This is a genomic window from Nocardioides sediminis (assembly GCF_003047295.1).
GTDB classification, from domain to species: Bacteria; Actinomycetota; Actinomycetes; order Propionibacteriales; family Nocardioidaceae; genus Nocardioides; species Nocardioides sediminis.
The window spans coordinates 249,607-268,474 of sequence record NZ_PZYZ01000001.1 but is presented as its reverse complement, the minus strand read 5'-3'; the positions used below and the strand labels follow the sequence as shown (position 1 = coordinate 268,474).

The following is an 18,868-nucleotide window of genomic DNA, read 5'->3' as shown; positions in this document are numbered from 1 at the left end:
GTCCCCGACGGTGGTTGGCTGGGCGCGTGATCGATCGAGCGACCCGCCTGGCGGCCGGAGCGGCCGGCCACGCCCTGGCCTGGGGTCTGGGCACCGTGGCCCGCCTCCGGCGGGGGAAGCCGCTGCACCCGCGCGGCGAGATCAGCCGCGCCGTGCTGGAGGTGACCGACCCGGTGCCGGGCGCCGGCGCGTTCCTGGGCTCACGCGGGAGCCACGCGGGGCTGGGACGGCGGGCCACCGCCATGGGGCTGCCGGCACCGCTGCCCGACATCGACGGCCTCGCGCTGCGGCTCGTCGTCGACGAGCGCGAGGCCGACCTGCTCCTCGCCTCGACCGGGACCGGCCGGTGGACCCAGCACCTCCTGGTGCCCCACCGCTCCGGCGCGCTGGTCCCGCTGACCACGCTCTTCCCCTTCGAGACCGGCGCCGGGCGCGTGGTGCTGGGCCTCTTCCCGACCACCGGGGACGCCGGGTCCCTTGCGTACGACGTGCGGGTCTCGATCGCGTCCGGGCGCTGGCGCCCACTGGGCCACCTCACGCTCGAGCCGATGCCCGCCGAGGACCAGCCCGACCTGCGCTTCGACCCGATCCGCAACACGCCGCCGGGCCTGGCCACCCATCCCGTCATCGTCCGCCTGCGCGACCCGGCGTACGTCGCCGCCCGCCGCCGTTCCTGACCCACGACCCCGGAGGTCCCCCATGCGCATCGAGGCCCACGGCCCCCGTCCCGTCGACGACACCTGGGAGCAGTACACCCGGCCCGCGGCGTGGTCCGAGTGGGCGCCGCAGATCCGTGCCGTGCGCGGGGTCACCGGTCGTATCGGCGCCGGCGACCGCGGTGTCGTCCACGGCCCCCTCCTCGTGCGCGTCCCGTTCCGGATCGTGTCCGTCGACCCGGCAGCGCGGCGGTGGACGTGGCGGGTCGGCGTCGGGCCGGTGGGCGTCGTCCTCGACCACGGCGTCGACCCGGGTGGGCCGGACGGCTCTGGGTCGACCGCCTGGGCCGACGTCCACGCGCCTGCCCTGCTGGTGCGTGGCTACGCCCCGCTGGCCCGCCTCGCCCTGCGCCGGCTCGTCGCCGGCTGACGCGCCGGCTGCCCCGCCGGTCGGCCCCGCGGCGGACGCCCCCGCCCACGCGACCAGGCGGTGGGCGATGATCGGTCCATGACCGAGTCCACCCCGCCCGAGCGCAACGTCCTCGGTGGCGACCTCGAACCCTGCGGCACCGACCCGATGACCGGGTTCCACCGCAACGGCTCGTGCGTCGTCGGACCGCACGACGTCGGGCTGCACGCGGTGTGCGCCGTGATGACCGACGAGTTCCTCGCCCACCAGAAGGCCGTCGGCAATGACCTGTCCACGCCGCGGCCCGAGTGGGACTTCCCCGGGCTCGTGCCCGGGGACCGCTGGTGCGTCGTCGCCGCTCGCTGGCTCCAGGCGTACGCCGCCGGCGTGGCCGCCCCCGTCGTCCTCGCTTCGACGTCGGAGCGGGCCCTCGAGGTCGTGGAGCTGGAGATCCTGCGCGAGCACTCGGTCGATGTGCCACCCGACATCAGTTCCTGGCAGTGACCGACCCGCTCGACTGACGCACACGACACGGGCCCCTGGGCCGACCGGTCCGGGCTGCGCGGGTGCGCAGGAATGGCGGCTGTCCCCTGCTCCGGGTTGCGCGGGTGCGCAGGAATGGCGGCCGTCCCCTGCTCCGGGTTGCGCGGGTGCGCAGGAATGGCGGCCGTCCCCTGCTCTGGGCTGCGCGGGTGCGCAGGAATGACGGCTGGCAGCAGCCGTCGGTCGCGCACCTGGGCAGGAACCCAGGACGACATCGCGCCGCAGAGCGGTCCGCGCGCCACCGCGGGGCCACCAGGGCCAGCCGGGGTTACGCACGTGCGCGACCGACCGTCCGACCGGGTCCCCATACCTGCGCACGTGCACGACCGACCGTCCGACCGGCTCCCCATACCTGCGCACGTGCGCGGAGCGGCGGGACGGCTCGGTCAGAGGAGGCCCTTCACGTACGCCGCCTGGCCGAGGTGCTGCAGGCAGTCGCCCTGGATGCTGACCAGCCGCACGCCCGCGGTGACCGGTGGGTCCCACCGGCGGTCGACGACCCGGCCCAGCTCGGCCTCGTCGACCCGCGCCAGGTAGTGCGACGTCGCCCGGGCCACGTCGCGGTGGTAGCCGACCAGCAGCGCGGGGTCCATGATGCGCACCGCGTCGACCTGGGCGCTGGTGTGCCCGAAGCCGATGTCGTCGGTGCCGTTGTCGAGCCCGAAGCGCTCCTGCCAGCGCTCCCACACCTGCGCCTCGCCGGTGAGCCCGGCGACGTGGTCGTCCTGCACCCGCGCGAGGTGCCAGAGCAGCCAGCCGATCGGGTTGCCGGTGCCGCCCGGCCGGTGGTGCAGCGCACGCTCGTCGAGCCCGTCGGCCAGGTCGTCGTACAGCTCGTCGATGCGCCCGAAGCCGTCGATCAGGAGCTCGCGGACGTCCATGCACCGACGGTACGCCGGTGTGCCCGTCCCCGGCAGCCCGAGGGAGCGTCTGAGGGGGGACCATCGGCGGCGGGCGCAAGGGTCCGAGGGCCCTGCCGCCCGTCTGTCGCGCGTCGCAGCATGGGACGGAGGGCTGGCCCCGAGCCCTGAGAGGGAGCCGATGAGCACGACGCAGCGCCCCCGCGCGACTCGGACCCGATCCGCCGCGCCGGTCCGGCCCGCCACCCGCGCCCACGCGATGCTGGCTGCGAGCGTGGTCGTCGCCCTCGGCCTCGTGGCGTCCTCGGCCTACGGACTCCTCGCCGAGGAGCCCTACCGGTCACTGTCGGAGGCGACGGTCCTCGCGGCCCGGGGCCAGGACGTCGTGAGCCTCGGCGCCGCCGTCCTGGTGGTGGTCCTCGCGCTGCCGTCCCGGCTGACGAAGACCCGCTTCCTGGCCTGGCTGGGCGTGCTCGCCTACGTCGTCTACAGCTACGCCATCTACCTGACCGGGGTGCCGATGAACCGGGTCTTCCTGGTCTACGTCGTGCTCGAGTCCGTTGCCGGCGCCGCCCTGCTGTGCGGGTGGTGGCGGATGGCGGCGATGAGCTGGCCGGAGGACGCCTCCGACCGGTTGCGGCGCGGCACGGGCTGGATGCTCGTGGTGGTGGCGGTGCTGTTCGCGGGGCTGTGGCTCTCCACGCTGCTGCCCTACGCCTTCGGCGGTGACCCGCCCGAGCCGGAGGGCGTCGGCGGGACGCCGTACCCCGTCTTCGTCCTCGACCTCGTCGTCGTGCTGCCGGCGATCGCCGTCATCGGCGCGCTGCTGCTGCGGCGGCACCGGCTCGGCCCGCCGCTCGCCGTGGTCGCCCTCGTCAAGATCCTGACGCTCTTCGTGGCCCTGTGGGCCGGCCCGGCGTACGCGCTGGCCACCGACGGGCCGCTCGACCTCGGGCCGGACGCCGGCCCGTCCCTGCTGCTGCTGGCCGTGAGCGGCTGGCTGGTCACCTTGTGGTGGCGAACCCTGGAGAGGAGCTGAAGATGTTCGCGATGGTCGTCTACGAGTCGATGTGGGGCAACACGAAGGAGGTGGCGGAGGCGATCGCCGGCGGGCTCGGTGAGCACGTCACCCTCGTCGAGGTGGCCGACGCGCCGGCCAGGCTGCCCGTCGAGCTCGACCTGCTGGTCGTGGGTGGCCCCACCCACGCCTTCTCGATGACGCGCACCTCCACCCGTCGCGACGCGGTGGAGAAGGGGGCGTCGGGCGTCCACGTCGAGCGCGGGATACGCGACTGGATCGACGAGGTCGAGGCCGAAGGGGTCGTCGACGTGGCGACCTTCGACACCCGGGTCGGCAAGGTGCGCCACCTCCCCGGCTCGGCGGCCAAGGCCGCCGGTCGGCACGTGCGCCACCACCTCGGCCGGCTGGTGGGCACGGAGAGCTTCTGGGTCGAGGACATGGAGGGACCCCTCCTCGACGGCGAGCTCGACCGCGCCCGCGCCTGGGGCGCGACGCTGGCGGCGCACCGCGCCGCCCTCTGACCCGGTCAGGTCGGGACCCGCGCGTTCGTCGAAGTCGGCGCGGTCGCGCGGCCCCGGGCCTAGGGTCGGTCCATGGCGTTCAGGAGGCGGCGCGACGGGACGTACGTCGAGGGCCTGCCCGCGCTGCGGCGGATCATCCCCCACCTGATGCCGACCCGCACCGAGTCGGTCGTCTACTTCCCCCAACGCATCGAGGTCGACGACCTCCTGGTCTGGCTCGACGAGGTCAACGCCGGACGAGCGGACGAGGAGCGGATCACCCTCTTCCACGTCTTCCTCACCGCGATCGCGCGCACCGTGCGGCTGCGCCCGGAGACGAACCGCTTCGTCGTCGGCCGTCGCACCTACGAGCACACCGAGATCGCGATCACCTTCGTCGTCAAGCAGGCACTCCGCGACGACGCCCCCGAGACCGAGGCCCGGGTCGTGCTCACCGGCCACGAGCGCGTGGACGACGTACGCCGCCTCGTCGCGGACCGCGTGCACGGCAAGCGCCACGACGCGCGGGGCGCCGACGACCGGCTGGTCGGCTTCTTCGCGTCGTGGCCGCGACCGGTCCTGACCGGCATCGCCGGCGCGATCCGCCGGCTCGACCACCACAACCTGCTGCCGTCGGCGCTCATCGACGCCATCCCGCTCTACACCAGCGTGTACGTCGCCAACACCGGCTCGATCGGGATCGCCCCGCCCTTCCACCACCTCTACGAGCACGGCACGGCCAGCATCTTCGTGGCGATCGGCCGGGCGTCGCCGCAGCCGGTGGTCGACGAGTCCGGCCGGGTCGTGGCGCGCACCTGCGTCGACCTCGTCCACACGCTCGACGAGCGGGCCACCGACGGCTTCTACTTCGCGCGGACCGCCGAGGTGTTCAGTCGCCTCGTGTCCCGGCCCGACCTCCTCGACGATCCCGGCCTCACGGTCGACGACATCGTCCCGGACTGGCCGCCCCGTCGATGACCTCCCTCCTGCTGGCACGCCGGCCGGGCCCGGCCGGCGTGCTGGTCGAGCTGGGGGTGGTCGCGATCGCCCTGGCGGCCAACCTGACCGTCCGCTGGCTGACCCTCGACGACCTGGACGTCGCGCTGTCCCACGCCCAGGACGTGCTGGCCCTCGAGCAGGCCTGGCACCTGGACTGGGAGCACGCCGCGCAGGACGCGGTCCGTGCCGTCCCGTGGCTGGGCACCGTCGGCGCGTGGTTCTACGTGTGGGGCTACCTCCCCGTCGTGGCACTGGCCATGGTGGTGCTCTTCGTCCGGCACCCGCACGCGTACGCCCGCCTCCGCAACGCGCTGGTGGCCTCCGGCCTGGTGGGCCTGGCCCTCTACCTCCTCTACCCCTTGGCACCGCCGCGGCTGACCGACCTGGGGTACGCCGACCCGGTGGCGTCCAGCGTCGTCGAGCCGTCCGCGCGTCCCGTGGGCATCGCCAACGAGATCGCTGCCATGCCGAGCTTCCACGTGGGCTACCTGGTGGTCGTGTCGGTGGTCGTGCTCGGCGTCACCGGCTCCGCGCTGGTGCGCGCGTGGTGCGTGCTGCACCCGCTCGTCATGTGCTGGGTGGTGGTCGCGACGGGCAACCACTGGGTCGTCGACCTGCCGGCCGGCGTCGCCGTCGGGGTACTGGGCCTCGTGGTCGCCGACCGGGTCGCCGAGGCCGTCCGGGTCAGGGAGCGCGGTTCCCTCGCGCGTCCTCCTGCGCGACGAGCCCGTCCAGGTCCTTGAGCCGGTCGAGCCCCTGCACCGCGCGCCGCATCCGGTGGTTGCCGGCGAAGGCCTCGCGGTGCCGGTCCAGGAACCACCAGTAGCCCGCGGTGAACGGGCACGCGTCCTCCCCCACCCGGACCTTGGGGTCGAAGCGGCACGACCCGCAGTGGTCGCTCATCGTGTTGATGTAGGCGCCGCCCGAGGTGTAGGGCTTCGTCATCATCCGGCCGCCGTCCGCGTGCTGCGACATCCCGATGATGTTGGGCACCATCACCCAGTCGTAGCCGTCGACGAACGCCCGGTGGAACCAGTCGGTCACCTGCGTCGGCGCCCACCCGCGCTGGAGGGCGTACGAGCCGAGCACCATCAGCCGCGGGATGTGGTGGACCCAGCCGTGCTCGGCGACCTGGCCGAGCGTGTGGGAGAGGCAGCGCGCGTCGGTGGCGTCGGCGTCGAGCTCGGCGAACCACCGCGGCATCCGCTGCGTCGCGCGCAGCGCGTTCTCCCGCCGGTAGCCGTCGCCCATGTGCCAGTAGACGTGCCACACGTAGTCGCGCCAGCCGATCACCTGCCGGACGAAGCCCTCGACGCTGGCGATCGGGGCGGCGCCACTGCGGTAGGCCGCCTCCGCCCGCTCCACGACCTCGAGCGGGTCGAGCAGCCCGAGGTTCATCGGGGCGCTGACCAGGCTGTGCGCCATCCACGGGTCGCCCTCGAGGATCGCGTCCTCGTGCGCACCGAAGTCCGGCAGTCGGTGCTCGACGAAGTGGTCGAGCGCCGCCAGCGCCTCCCGCCGGGTGGCGGGGAAGCGCCGTACGCCGTCACGGCCGATCGTCTCGATCTCGCCGTCGCGCTCCCAGCGGTCGAGGTCCTCGCGCACCTCCGCGTCGATGTCGTCCTCGGTGGGCCACCACGGCTCGGTCACGCCGAGGCTGTCGGCCCCTTTGGGCGCCGGCTCGCGGTTGTCGTGGTCGAAGTTCCACTGCCCGCCCGCGGGCTCGTCGCCGTCGAGGAGGACGCCGTGGGCCTGTCGGGCGCGGCGGTAGAAGTCCTCCATCAGCAGGCGCTTGCCGCCCCGACCGTCGGCCCAGCGCTCGAAGTCGGCGCGCGGGGTGGCGAAGCCGCGTGGTTCGAGGACCGTCGCACCCAGCCGCTCGACCAGACCCAACGCGGCGTACGACGTGGGATGGACGACCTCGAGCCCGTCCCTGTCGGCGACCGCCTCGGCGTAGGTGTCGGCGCGGACGTAGGTCATCCGGTCGCCGAAGTCTGCGGCGCGGTGCCGCATCGCGGAGAGGACCAGGTGGGCCTTGGCCCGGTGGAAGCGACGGCGACGGAAGACCGCACTGGACTCCACCATCAGCAGCGGGCCGCGGTGGTCGTCGGTGAAGTGCGGGCCGAGCTGGTCGCCGAAGAGCCAGCGCGTCGTCATGCAGCCACCCTAGGCAGGGGGGGCGGGCATGCCCGCCATCACGAAGCCGCAGTCAACGGCCCGTCAAGGAGCCGATGGAGGCCGGGTAGCAGGTCGGCGAAGGGACGCGCGAAGTCGGTGGCCTCCGAGGCAGTCAGCCGGGCTCGGTGGGTCAGCGCAGCGGTGAGGCAGCTGGCCCACTCCTGCAGCTCGGGGAGCGGCGCGAGCTCCACCCGCTGGCCGGGGCCGACGATGCGCTCGAGCAGAGGACTCCACGCGGGCAGCTCGTCCAGCGTCCCGCGCCAGGGGCAGCCTGCGAAGCCGACGAGCGCCCAACCGTGCAACTTGTGAACCAGGTCGGCGTACGCCTCTTGCCCGATGACCGTGCCTGCGCTGCCGAGCCGGTGCGCCGCCGCGACGGCCCCGAGCTGGCGGATGTCGAGGGGTCGGAGCAACCCGGTCACCGCAGCGAGCACCGACGCCGATGCCGCCCAGTCGTCCCCGGGCACCTCGCCGGGAGGTCCGAACGCCGTGAGCCACGGCCCGCGGGCCGCCAGCAACCATTCGTGCGGGATGCCATCCGCCACGGCCTCGGCGGAGAGCAACGCCACCACGACGTCGCGGAGCAGGCGACCCATGGACGCCTCCTCGCTCGGCTGCCGGGGACCGGCCCCGAGGAGCGAGTCCAGCACGGGGCGCCAGCAAGGTCCCTCCGTGACCTCCGCCAGGAGCGGGCCTGCGGCCGTTCGCAGCTCTTCCAGCGCACGCGTACGTCCGACGGGACGCGCCGAGGCTGCCGCCGAGGAGGCGGGGAAGGTGAGGCTTCCGCCGCCCATCTCAACCTCCGCCGCGTGTCTCAACAGACAGTTGAGCTGCGTGACGCTCGCGGCCAACAGTTGAGCGCCCCGGGCACGGACCACGGCGGTGAGGGGGCCGAAGGGCTGGCGAGGGTCGAAGGACGGCGTCTCGGCACAGGCCCACACCGACGGTGCAGTCCGCCCGGGCGCGTGCTCGAGGGAGGCTGCGGCAACCCGGAAGTCCGTCTCAGCCTGCTTGCGGGCCGCCGGCGCCAGCGGTGTCAGCGGTCCCTCCGGAGGACGGGTGAGCGACCAGGACAACGGAAGCACCACCGCGCCGGGGGCGGTGCCGAAGGCCTGCAGGTGCTCCCGGTCACCCGGCGGGCACAGCTCGAAGTCGACGACTGCGACGCCCGCATCGAACCGCTCGCTCCAGGTGTCCCCCACCGCGAGGGCGCCGTCGACGAGACGCCGGGCCAGCTCGTTGAGCAGCTCAGTGCGGTCGTGGTGACTGAGCATCCAGTCCTCCCCCGGGTCGGGGCCCCGGTCAGGCCGAGCCCAGAGGTGCAGCTCGGGCAGGCCGCGATCGTGGAGCCCGATCGTGTAGGCGAAGTCGGCTCCGTTGCCGTGGGGGTCGAACACCACCTGGACCGTCCAGTCGGGTCGTCGGTCGATGCGATCGTGGATCGGTTGCATGGTTGCCCTCACTTCACTGACTCGGTGCGACCCCGAGCTTCGAGGCAACCACTGGCCACCGACATCGAGGTCCCCGGCGGTCCATGTCCTGTGGAGAAGCCGCGACGACGGCTAGCCTGCCGTCCGTGGACACGCCAGATCTCGAGGAGGTCCTCGACGACATCGCGGACATCGAGCTGGGTCCGACCCGGGACAAGGTCGCGGCCTTCCGTGCCCGCGCCGATGCAGCGGCAGTCGAAAGCCCGGCCCGCAGCGCCTACCTCGCGGTCCTGGGCGACCACCTCCAGATGCAGCACCGGTACGACGAAGCGCTGGTGGTGTTCGAGGACGGCAGAGCCTGCTACGGGGAGCCCCTACACCCGGGAGTCGAACGAGTCTCGGAGTTCCCCTACGCGGTCCACCCTGGGTCGCGCACAGTTGTCTCTCACCCGATCGAAGGAGAAGACACACGTGGAGACCGCACCGATCCTCGCCTGGACGTTCGTCTCGGAGATTCCCATCCCCGACGACATCGGTCCCATCCTCGTCGCCGGCGAGAAGCCGGTCATGGCCTACAAGACCTTCCGCGACAGCGCAGTCTTCACCACCAAGCGGCTGATCGTCCGGGACGCCCAGGGGCTGACGGGTAAGAAGGTGGAGATGTACTCACTGCCTTACTCGGCCATCAATATGTGGTCCTCGGAGAACGCTGGCCGGATGCTCGACTTCAACGCCGAGCTCGAGCTGTGGACCCGGGCCGGCCACATCAAGGTCAAGCTCAACAAGGGCGTGGACATCCGCCGACTCGACCACCTGATCTCGTCGGCGGTCCTCGGAGCGCTCTGACGTCGAGGCGGGCGGCGCACCTGTCTGTGGGTTCGGTGTCACCAGGTGACACCGAACCCACACTCTTCGGGCTCACCCGGGTCCCCGTCCGTCACAGCCGCACGATCCCGCCGCGGCGTTCCTGCATCCGGCGCTGCTCGCGGCGGATCCACCACATCCCGGCCACGGCGAGGATGAGCACCAGGAAGGCCAGGGCGCGGGCCACCCACAGCAGGGGCTCGGAGCCGGGGGCGTCACCGCCGTAGCCGAGCAGTGCAGGGAACACCTCGTAACGGTCGTCGGCGGCCCCGCTGAGCCAGATGCAGGCCGCCATCGGCAGGACGCACCACAGGAGCACGCTCATCCCGACCAGCGCGACCCCGACGGGCGGCGAGCCGTCCTCGCCGCGACGCAGCCGGCGAATCCCGGAGACGAAGTAGAGCATCGGCAGCACCAGGAGCAGCCAGAACAACCAGCCGAAGACGACCGCGACCGGCGCGAGGAACGCGGCGAGGATGATCCAGGCGGCGAACCCCTCCGGCCCCCGCAGCACGCTCAGCACGATCGCGGCACCGACGAGCCAGGCCAGCGCGGGCCGCCAGCCGTGGCGCCACGTGGCACGCAGCCCGATCGGCGACTCCGCACGGGGGGCCCGCGGTCCGGGCGGCAGCGGCTCTGCCGTCGTCCAGGTGGCCTCGGCGGCGTCGTTGCGCCAGCACGCGCAGAACCAGGTGAACGCGACCAGCGTCGCCGCCCCGGTGCCCCCGATGATGAGGGTCACGAAGTCGCCCGACTCGCTCACGAGGGAGAGGACCGCCAGGACCACGAGGTGGAGGACCACCCCGATCCACGCGCCCACGACGCCGTGGTGGGGCCGGACCTCGGCCCACCGGACCTGGAGCTCCTGGGACGGGTGGGTCACGGGGTCTCCCCTCGAGCGTGGGTCGACGACCCGACGAGCCGATGGATCAAGAAGCCACCGACCAGGCCGAGCACCATCGCCCAGGTGGCGAGCTGGCTGACGGTCAGCAGCACGGGGTGGGTGACCTCGACGCCGTCGCGCAGGATGCCGAGCAGCGGCAGGACGTCGCGGCGGTAGGGGCTGTCGTAGGCCCCCGCCCCCACGAGGGTGAGCGGCAGGAGCAGCAGGCCGGCAGTGGCGACGAAGGGACCGACGTACGGCGCTCGCGGGACGGACTCACCTCCGACCTTGCCGGTGAACAGGGGTCGTCCGAAGCCGATCACGCCGATGACGCAGATCCAGACCACGAGGCCGAGCAGGGCGACGCACACCCCGGAGAGCCACCCCAGGACGAGCGCCAGCGGGAGCAGCAGCACCAGGGTGCCGGGCTCGTCGACCCCACGGACGTACGGCGCCAGCGCGACGCCGGCCGCGACCGGGGCGGCGTAGGCGAGGACGGTCGGCCAGGCCCAGGGCGGCCGCCTCGGGGAGCGGCTGCGCCCCGCCAGCCCGCGGGCTCGCCGGCTGCGCGGGTGCGGCCTTCCGGTGGCCCTCCCCCGCGCCGGGGCATCGGCCTTGCCGAGCACGAGCGACCAGCCGACCGCCGCAGTCCCCCAGGCGACGGCGACGAAGAAGGGCGCGAGGAACGGCCAGGCCTCCCCGGCGTCCGCCGTCCCCCAGGCGACCACGACGAGCGCCACACCGGTGACGGCCCAGATGGCGTGGTGCCCCTCGGCCCGGCGCGCCCTCAGGCGCGCGACGACACCCGAGAGGTCCCCCATGGGCACCAGACCCTACGACGTGGGCCAGCCCCTGTCCGGCGGTCGAGGCAGGTGCACAGCGAGCCTCGGGTCCCGGGCGTGCGAGCGCGTCCGCCGCGGGACTGTGTGGGTTCGGTGCCACCAGGTGGCACCGAACCCACACACAGTCGCCTCAGTCGATCACCCCGCAGGCCACCCGGGCCCCGGCGTCCCCCGTGGCGAGCGTCGTCGCGTCGGGACCGGGCACGCCGGCCGCGGTGTAGCGCGTCGGGATGTTGGCGAAGTTGTCCGGCCCGGCGTGGACCATGACCGCCGAGCCGTCGGTGTCACGCAGCTCGTCGAGGGTGAACCGGTCGGTCATGAAGCTGGCCCAGGCGTCACCGCTCGCCGTCACCAGCAGCGACGGCATGTCGCCCGCGTGGTCCCCGTGGTTGGGCATCGCTCCGGCGTAGTGCCCGGCCGCCGTGGTGAACGGCCCGTTGGGCGCACCCGCCTCGCACAGACCGACGGAGTGGATGTGGAAGCCGTGGAATCCCGGGGTCAGTCCGCCCGCCCATCCACTCACGACGACCCGACCGTGGTACTCCCGCATCTTCACCCAGCCGATCCGCTCCCCGTTGACGCCGACCAGCGTGACCACCTCGGTGTCCCGGTCGTGCCTGTGGCCCGAGCCCCCGCCTCCTGCCTCCGCGGCGACCGAGCCGCCCACCACGGCCACCGCAGCCACGCCCGCCATCGCGAGCCTGACCCTGCTCCTCGTGTCCCTCATGTCGCTCTCCCCGTCCCTCGACGTGACGTCGTTCGTCGGGCGGGACGGCCCGCGTCGGTCGGGAGGTGCCGGTCGACGCCGGCACCATCCGCCCGAGGCTGGCTCCTGTCGCCGGCTCGTCCTCCACGCTAGGGCTCGCGCCAGCACGCCGCACCGGTCCAATTGGGGGATTGTGGAGCGGGGATCGTGGAGTGGTGATGCCTCGGCGCCCGGTCCCGCATGCCCGCGGGACCGCCGGGTACCGGGCGGGTCGCGACCGACGACATCCACCACCGAAGGCGGTTCACGAACATGTTGGCAGTCACCTGGCAGGGCGTCCACGACATGCAGGTCAGCGAGGTCCCGGACCCGCAGATCGAGGAGCCCACCGACGCGATCATCAAGATCACCTCCACCGGCCTGTGCGGATCCGACCTGCACCTCTACGAGACGCTCGCGCCGTTCATGGAGGCCGGTGACGTCGTGGGCCACGAGCCGATGGGGATCGTGGAGGAGGTCGGCGCGGGGGTGACGAACCTCCGGGTCGGCGACCGCGTCGTCGTACCGTTCAACGTCTGCTGCGGCACGTGCTGGATGTGCCGCAGCAACCTCTACAGCCAGTGCGAGACCACGCAGAACCACGAGCACGGCACGGGTGCGAGCTTCTTCGGCTACAGCAAGCTCTACGGCCAGGTCCCCGGCGGCCAGGCCGAGTACCTCCGCGTCCCCTTCGCCGACTTCATGTCGATGAAGGTGCCGCACGAGCACGCCGACGACCGCTTCCTGTTCCTCTCCGACGTGCTTCCGACCGCGTGGCAGGCACTGCAGTACGCCGACGTCCCCGGCGGCGGCACGCTCCTGGTCCTGGGCGCCGGTCCGATCGGTGACATGGCGGCCCGGATGGGCGTGCAGGCCGGGCACCGCGTCATCTCCGTGGACCGGGTCGCCGAGCGGCTGGGCCGGGTGAAGGCATTCGGAGCCGAGCCGGTGCACCTCGACGACGCCGAGCAGGCCGGCGGCGTCGGAGCACTCGTCCGCGAGTCGACCGGTGGCCGCGGACCCGACGCGGTCATCGACGCGGTCGGCATGGAGGCCCACGGGTCGCCCGCCGCGACGCTGGTGCAGAAGTTCGTGGGGCTCCTCCCCGACGCCGTCGCCGAGCCGATGATGAAGAAGGCCGGGCTCGACCGGCTGGCGGCGCTCTACACCGCGATCGACGCGGTCCGTCGCGGCGGCACGATCTCCATCTCGGGCGTCTACGGCGGCGCCGCCGACCCGATGCCGATGATGCAGCTCTTCGACAAGCAGGTGCAGCTGCGGATGGGGCAGGCCAACGTGCGCGCCTGGACCGACGACCTGCTGCCGATGCTGACCGAGGAGGACGCGTTCGGCGTCGACGCCTTCGCCACCCACCACCTCCCGCTCACCGAGGCGCCCGCCGCCTACGAGCACTTCCAGAAGAAGGAGGAGGGCATGGTCAAGGTGGTCTTCCAGCCCTGACGTACGTCGCGGCGATGGGGGGATCCACCCATCGCCGCGGCCTCCAGGATGGGCATCCCGCCCGACGCGCCGACGCGCCCGCGCGAAATAGCGTCGGCCCATGGACACCACCGAGAGCACCACCGGGCACAGCACCGACATCGACACGGTCGTCATCGGGGCCGGCCAGGCCGGCCTCGCGACCGGCTACCACCTCCAGCGCCGCGGGATCCCGTTCGTCATCCTCGACGCCGCCACCCGCGTCGGCGACAACTGGCGCCGGCAGTGGGACAGCCTCCGGCTCTACTCCCCCGCCCACGTCGACGGCCTCCCCGGCCTGCCGTTCCCGGCCCGCCGGTGGACCTTCCCGGGCAAGGACGCGGTCGGCGACTACCTCGAGACCTACGCCCGCACCTTCGACCTCCCGGTGCGCCTCGAGACCCGGGTGCTGGCCCTCGACGCCGACGGCGACGGCTACGCCGTCACGACGGACCGCGGCCGCTTCACCTGCCGCAACGTCGTGGTCGCCACCGGCACCTTCGGCCGTACGCCGAACGTCCCCGACCTCGCCGGCGACCTCGACCCCTCGATCCTCCAGCTGCACTCCAGCGAGTACCGGCGACCGGGCCAGGTGGTCGACGGCCCGGTGCTCGTCGTCGGGGCCAGCCACTCGGGCACCGACATCGCGTTCGAGCTGGCAGAGACGCACCCCACGATCCTCGCCGGCCGCGACTGCGGCGAGATCCCGCCGCGGCTCGGGTCCCCGGTGTTCCGGATGGTCTTCCCCGCGCTGATCTTCGCCTGGAAGCACGTCCTCACCCGCCGCACGCCGATGGGGCGCAAGGAGATGGCCCACGTCCGCCACCACGGCGGCCCCATGCTCCGGGTCAAGCGCCGCGACCTGGTCGAGCGCGGGGTCGAGCGCGTGACCAGCCGCGTCGAGGAGGTGCGCGACGGCCGGCCCGTGGTCGACGGCACCCCGCGCGAGGTGTCCACCGTCGTGTGGGCGACCGGCTTCCGCCAGGTCTTCGACTGGCTCCACCTGCCGATCCTCGGCGACGACGGGTGGCCCCGGGAGATGCGCGGGGTGGTCGCCGACGCCCCCGGACTCTTCTTCTGCGGCCTGTCCTTCCAGTACGCCTTCAGCTCGATGATCCTGCCCGGCGTCGGCCGGGACGCGGCGTACGTCGCCGACCGGATCGCCGAGCGATCCCGCCGGCAGAAGACCCCCCGCGACCTGCCCACGGCGGCCTGACGCGCCGTACGCTCGGAGGCGTGGATCAGGCCGCTGACCACTTCGCCCGCGGCGACTGGCTGGCCGCGTACGACGCGTGGTCCCGCGACGGGCTCGACGGCCTCGGCGCCGACGAGCTCGACCGGTTCAGCACGGCGGCGGTCCTGGTCGGCCACCACGACGAGCAGGTGCGTGCCCTCCAGCGCGCCTTCCTGGCGCGCCAGGAGGAGGGCGACCCCCGCGGGGCCGTGTCGTGTGCCGTGCGGCTGGCCCTGAGCACGGCCGACCAGGGCGAGCACGCCCTCGCGGCGGGTTGGGCGGCACGAGCCGCCGAGATGGCCGAGGAGATCGGCGAGGACTGCGTCGAGCAGGGATGGGTGTCGTTCCTCCGGATGTTCCGGGCCCTCGGCGAGGGCGACGTCGCGGGCGCGCAGGTGCTGGCCGATCAGGCCCACGCCACCGCCCGCCGGTTCCACGATCCCGACCTGCTGGCGATGAGCGCGTGCGCGCAGGGCCGGGTCTCGCTCATGGCCGGCCGCTTCGCCGAGGGGCTCGCCCGCCTGGACGATGCCATGGTGCGGGTGGTCGCGGGTGAGACGTCGGCCTTCATCGCCGGGCACGTCTACTGCACCGCGATCGAGGGGTGCCAGGAGATCAGCGACCTCGGGCGCGTCGCCGAGTGGACGAGCGCCCTCGAACGCTGGTGCGACGCCCAGCCGGGCCTGCTCGCCTTCACCGGGCAGTGCGCGGTCCACCGGGGCCAGCTGATGCGGCTGCGGGGTGCCTGGGACGACGCGCTGCGCGAGCTCGCGCGGGCCGCCGAGCGCTACCGCGAGATCGGCACCCTGAACGCCATCGGCCTCACCGCCGTCGAGACGGGCGACCTGCTGCGTCTCCGCGGCGACCTCGACGGCGCCGACGCGGCCTACCAGCGCGCCGCCGACCTCGGCCTCGACCCGCAGCCCGGCCTGGCACTGCTGTGGCTGGCGGGTGGCCGGGACGCGGCGGCGCTCGCCGCCGTCGACCGACTCCTCGCCGACCCCGGAGGGCCGGTGCAGCGGTGCCGCCTGCTGCCGGGAGCGGTCGAGGTGCTGCTGGCCGCCGGGCAGGTGGAGCGGGCGCGGTCGCTGGCCGGGGAGCTCGCGTCGCTGGCGGCCGCGATCGGCACGCCGCCCCTGGCCGCCGCGGCCGCGCAGGCGATGGGCGCGGTCGAGCTCGCCGGCGGCGACGCGGCCGGGGCGCTGCCCTACCTGCGTCGCGCGCACCAGCTGTGGGCGCAGGTGTCCTCGCCGTACGACGCCGCGGTCGCCCGGCTGCTGACCGGGCAGTGCCTGCTGTCCTTGGGCGACGCCTCCTCCGCGGAGCGCGAGGTGGCGGCCGCCCGCGCGACCTTCCGGCGCCTGGGCGCGGCGCCGATGAGCGACCGCGCGTCATCGCTCCTCGCGCCGGGGGCCCTGCCCGGCGGCCTCACCGCCCGGGAGGTCGAGGTGCTTCGGCTCGTGGCCGCGGGGCGGAGCAACGCGCAGATCGCGGCGGAGCTGGTGCTGAGCGAGAAGACGGTCGCTCGGCACCTGTCCAACATCTTCGGCAAGCTCGACGTCGGCTCGCGGACCGCCGCGGCGGCGTACGCCTTCGAGCACGGGCTGGTGTGACCGCGGACCGTTTACACGCAGCGCTCCCCGGCCTAACGTCGCGGGACAAGCACCTACCCGGGAGGTACACAGCATGTCGTCAGAGCAGTCCGTCGAGCGTCGCACGATCCTCAAGACCGCGGCAGCCGCCTCGATGGCCGGGCCCTTCGCCGGCCTGGTGGCCGGTCCCGCGTCGGCAGCGACCAACCCCAAGCAGGTGCCGCTGTTCCCCGTGCCGGACGAGCGCGACCAGGTCGTGCGGCTCCAGGTGCCGAAGGGCTTCCGCTACCGGTCGTTCCACGACACGACCACGCCGGTGACCCTCACCGACGGCACGGTGCTGCCCGGGCGACACGACGGCATGGGCGCCTTCCCGGGCCCGGACGGCACGGTGGTGCTCATCCGCAACCACGAGATCAACAACCCGCTGCCCGCCTTCGGGACGGGAACGCCGTACGACGCCATGGCCGGCGGTGGCACGACGACCATCCAGGTCACCACGCGCGGAGAGGTCGTGCGCTCCTTCACCAGCCTCAACGGCACGATGATGAACTGCTCCGGCGGCCAGATGCCGTGGGGCTCGTGGGTCACCTGCGAGGAGACGATCAACGGCCCCGACGTCGGCCCGGACTTCACCGGCACGTCCAACATCCCGCTGACCAAGCCGCACGGATTCGTCTTCGAGGTGCCGGTCAGCGTCTTCCCCGGCGACGGCCAGTCGGACCGGCAGCCGATCCGCTCGGCGGGCCGGTTCGCCCACGAGGCGGTGTCCTACGACCCCGGCAGCGGCTACCTCTACCTCACCGAGGACGACTTCGGCTTCGCGTCCGGCTTCTACCGCTACAAGCCGCCGAGCGACCCGATGTCCGTCGGCCGGCTCGAGGACGGCGGCACGCTGGAGATGCTCAAGGTGGTCGGCGTCGACAACGCCCACCTCGAGGGCGAGCAGGAGCAGGGGGCGACGTACGACGTGGAGTGGGTGCCGATCGATGACCCGGCGCCCGAGTTCACCTACACCCCCGGCGAGACCGCGCCGACCAGCAACAACGACGCGATCACGTACGTCGCGCGGCAGGGCTGGGAGCAGGGCGCGGCGTACTTCTCCCGGCTCGAGGGCCAGGTGTCGCGCGACGGCGTCGTCTACTTCACCTCCACCCAGGGCGGCGGGTCGGCCGAGGTGGGCAACGCCAACCCGGCGGGCTTCGGGCGGGGATCCGGCCAGGTGTGGGCCTACCGGCCCGCGTCGGGCAAGCTCCGCTGCGTCTTCCAGTCGTCGGGCCCGATGGAGCTCGACCTGCCCGACAACATCACCACCTCGAAGCGCGGCACGCTCGTGGTCTGCGAGGACAACACCGACAACAACTACGTCCGGGGCCTCTCCAAGAACGGCAAGCTCTGGAACATCGCGCTCAACCCGACCAACGACGAGTTCGCCGGGTCGACGTTCAGCCCGGGCGGCGAGACGCTGTTCGTCAACATCCAGGCCAGCGCCGGCCGCACCTTCGCCATCTGGGGGCCGTGGCACAAGATCGGGGTCTGATCCGGTCCGCTCGATCGGCGGGGAACATCCGACGGCTCGGGGCCGTCGGATGTTCCCCGCTGATCGGCAGGTCTGGTCAGTGACCACCGGACGGGTGTAGGCAGGGACGGTGAGGGCGGCAGCCCCCGCGTCCGCCCGACGAGGAGATGGACCATGACCGCACTCGAAAGCGCACAGCTGCTCAAGGAGCTCGAGCCGGTGGTCGCGGAGAACCTCGACCGGCACCTGGGCATCGCGGACGAGTGGATGCCGCACGAGTACGTGCCGTGGAGCCTCGGGCGGGACTTCGCCGACCTCGGCGGCGACCCGTGGGAGGTGGCGCAGTCGCAGCTCTCCCCCGTCGCGCGGATCGCGCTCGAGGTCAACCTGCTGACCGAGGACAACCTGCCGAGCTACCACCGCGAGATCGACCGGGCCTTCGGCAGTGACAGCGCGTGGGGCACCTGGGTCAACCGGTGGACCGCCGAGGAGGGGCGGCACGCGTTCTGCATCCGCGACTACCTCCTCGTGACCCGCGGGGTCGACCCCGTCGAGCTCGAGCGGGCCCGGATGGAGACGATGGAGATCGGCTACGAGGCCACCGAGAAGTCCGTGCTCAACGTCTGCGCCTACGTGTCCTTCCAGGAGCTGGCCACGCGGGTGTCGCACCGCAACACCGGGCGCTACACGGAGGAGCCCATCGCCGAGAAGCTGCTGGCCCGGGTCGCCAAGGACGAGAACCTGCACATGATCTTCTACCGCAACATCGTCACCGCGGCGCTCGAGATGGCGCCCAACCAGACGATGCGCGCGATCACCGAGGAGGTCGTCGGCTTCGAGATGCCCGGCAGCATCATCCCCGGCTTCTCCCGCAAGGCGGTGCAGATGGCCAAGGCCGGCATCTACGACCTGCGCATCCACCACGACGACATCGTCACGCCGCTGCTGCGGCAGTGGGGCGTCTGGGACCTCGAGGGGCTGGACGAGGACGGGGAGAGGGCGCGCGACGAGCTGGCCGCCGCGGTCTCGGCCCTCGACGACGAGGCCGCTCGGTTCGTCGCCCGGCGGGAGGAGGCCGCGGCCAAGAAGGCCGCGCGCCGGCAGTAGGGATCCG

19 protein-coding genes are annotated in these 18,868 nt (G+C 73.1%); 13 read left to right on the top strand and 6 right to left on the bottom strand.

From position 1 onward, the window contains the following. Window positions 1-26 precede the first annotated feature (26 nt). The 3 genes from DAI17_RS01285 to DAI17_RS01275 all read left to right on the top strand — a co-directional run bounded on the left by DAI17_RS01285 (window position 27) and on the right by DAI17_RS01275 (window position 1,569). Entirely contained in the window at window positions 27-677 is a 651-nt protein-coding gene (locus tag DAI17_RS01285) for a hypothetical protein (RefSeq protein WP_107771092.1), read from the top strand. Window positions 678-699: 22 nt separating this feature from the next. Then, window positions 700-1,086 (top strand): SRPBCC family protein, encoded by a 387-nt coding sequence (locus DAI17_RS01280; RefSeq protein ID WP_107771091.1) that lies wholly within the window; start codon window positions 700-702, stop codon window positions 1,084-1,086. A 78-nt stretch (window positions 1,087-1,164) separates the two neighbouring features. After that, window positions 1,165-1,569, top strand: a complete 405-nt coding sequence (locus DAI17_RS01275) for a DUF2237 family protein (protein WP_107771090.1) — start codon at window positions 1,165-1,167, stop codon at window positions 1,567-1,569. A gap of 425 nt (window positions 1,570-1,994) precedes the next feature. Here DAI17_RS01275 and DAI17_RS01270 read toward each other — a convergent pair whose 3' ends face one another. Then, window positions 1,995-2,489: a mycothiol transferase gene (locus DAI17_RS01270; RefSeq protein WP_107771089.1), complete on the bottom strand. Its 495-nt coding sequence runs from the start codon at window positions 2,487-2,489 to the stop codon at window positions 1,995-1,997. 160 nt (window positions 2,490-2,649) lie between these two features. On the opposite strand from DAI17_RS01270, the gene DAI17_RS01265 reads away from it, so the two are divergent. From DAI17_RS01265 to DAI17_RS01250, 4 genes are all read left to right on the top strand, one after another. After that, window positions 2,650-3,507 carry a hypothetical protein gene (locus tag DAI17_RS01265; RefSeq protein ID WP_107771088.1) on the top strand — a complete coding sequence of 286 codons (858 nt, stop codon included), beginning with the start codon at window positions 2,650-2,652 and terminating at the stop codon, window positions 3,505-3,507. Window positions 3,508-3,509: 2 nt separating this feature from the next. Then, window positions 3,510-4,010 (top strand): flavodoxin family protein, encoded by a 501-nt coding sequence (locus DAI17_RS01260; RefSeq protein ID WP_107771087.1) that lies wholly within the window; start codon window positions 3,510-3,512, stop codon window positions 4,008-4,010. Window positions 4,011-4,082: 72 nt separating this feature from the next. After that, on the top strand, window positions 4,083-4,967 hold the full coding sequence (locus tag DAI17_RS01255) for a 2-oxo acid dehydrogenase subunit E2 (RefSeq protein ID WP_107771086.1): 885 nt from the start codon (window positions 4,083-4,085) through the stop codon (window positions 4,965-4,967). Continuing rightward, window positions 4,964-5,731, top strand: a complete 768-nt coding sequence (locus tag DAI17_RS01250) for a phosphatase PAP2 family protein (protein ID WP_107771085.1) — start codon at window positions 4,964-4,966, stop codon at window positions 5,729-5,731. Before DAI17_RS01255 ends, DAI17_RS01250 begins: the two co-directional genes overlap by 4 nt. On the opposite strand, the gene DAI17_RS01245 is transcribed toward DAI17_RS01250, so the two are convergent. Together DAI17_RS01245 and DAI17_RS01240 are read right to left on the bottom strand one after the other, a co-directional pair. Further along, a complete protein-coding gene (locus DAI17_RS01245) occupies window positions 5,673-7,145 on the bottom strand; it encodes a cryptochrome/photolyase family protein (protein ID WP_107771084.1) in 1,473 nt (490 codons plus the stop codon). The two genes, DAI17_RS01250 and DAI17_RS01245, sit on opposite strands and share 59 nt — an antisense overlap. A 38-nt stretch (window positions 7,146-7,183) precedes the next feature. Further along, complete coding sequence (locus DAI17_RS01240) at window positions 7,184-8,563, bottom strand: hypothetical protein (RefSeq protein ID WP_159081282.1); 1,380 nt, start codon at window positions 8,561-8,563, stop codon at window positions 7,184-7,186. Between the two features lie 504 nt (window positions 8,564-9,067). Between DAI17_RS01240 and DAI17_RS21445 the strand changes: the two genes are divergently transcribed. Continuing rightward, window positions 9,068-9,442, top strand: coding sequence for a PH domain-containing protein (locus DAI17_RS21445; RefSeq protein ID WP_107771082.1), 375 nt, complete (start codon window positions 9,068-9,070; stop codon window positions 9,440-9,442). 91 nt (window positions 9,443-9,533) lie between these two features. On the opposite strand, the gene DAI17_RS01230 is transcribed toward DAI17_RS21445, so the two are convergent. The 3 genes from DAI17_RS01230 to DAI17_RS01220 form a co-directional block, all read right to left on the bottom strand. Further along, window positions 9,534-10,343 (bottom strand): hypothetical protein, encoded by an 810-nt coding sequence (locus DAI17_RS01230; RefSeq protein WP_107771081.1) that lies wholly within the window; start codon window positions 10,341-10,343, stop codon window positions 9,534-9,536. After that, on the bottom strand, window positions 10,340-11,164 hold the full coding sequence (locus DAI17_RS01225) for a hypothetical protein (protein ID WP_107771080.1): 825 nt from the start codon (window positions 11,162-11,164) through the stop codon (window positions 10,340-10,342). Before DAI17_RS01225 ends, DAI17_RS01230 begins: the two co-directional genes overlap by 4 nt. Before the next feature lie 151 nt (window positions 11,165-11,315). Next, window positions 11,316-11,912, bottom strand: a complete 597-nt coding sequence (locus DAI17_RS01220) for a superoxide dismutase family protein (protein WP_107771079.1) — start codon at window positions 11,910-11,912, stop codon at window positions 11,316-11,318. Between the two features lie 291 nt (window positions 11,913-12,203). Here DAI17_RS01220 and DAI17_RS01215 point away from each other — a divergent pair, with 291 nt between their 5' ends. The 5 genes from DAI17_RS01215 (at window position 12,204) to DAI17_RS01195 (ending at window position 18,861) form a co-directional block, all read left to right on the top strand. Further along, window positions 12,204-13,391: an alcohol dehydrogenase catalytic domain-containing protein gene (locus tag DAI17_RS01215; RefSeq protein WP_107771078.1), complete on the top strand. Its 1,188-nt coding sequence runs from the start codon at window positions 12,204-12,206 to the stop codon at window positions 13,389-13,391. 100 nt (window positions 13,392-13,491) lie between these two features. Continuing rightward, window positions 13,492-14,625, top strand: coding sequence for a flavin-containing monooxygenase (locus DAI17_RS01210; RefSeq protein WP_107771077.1), 1,134 nt, complete (start codon window positions 13,492-13,494; stop codon window positions 14,623-14,625). A gap of 20 nt (window positions 14,626-14,645) precedes the next feature. Then, complete coding sequence (locus DAI17_RS01205) at window positions 14,646-16,256, top strand: helix-turn-helix transcriptional regulator (protein ID WP_199904878.1); 1,611 nt, start codon at window positions 14,646-14,648, stop codon at window positions 16,254-16,256. A gap of 73 nt (window positions 16,257-16,329) precedes the next feature. Next, window positions 16,330-17,775: a PhoX family protein gene (locus DAI17_RS01200; RefSeq protein WP_107771076.1), complete on the top strand. Its 1,446-nt coding sequence runs from the start codon at window positions 16,330-16,332 to the stop codon at window positions 17,773-17,775. Window positions 17,776-17,928: 153 nt separating this feature from the next. Beyond that, on the top strand, window positions 17,929-18,861 hold the full coding sequence (locus DAI17_RS01195) for an acyl-ACP desaturase (RefSeq protein WP_107771075.1): 933 nt from the start codon (window positions 17,929-17,931) through the stop codon (window positions 18,859-18,861). Window positions 18,862-18,868: the final 7 nt, after the last annotated feature.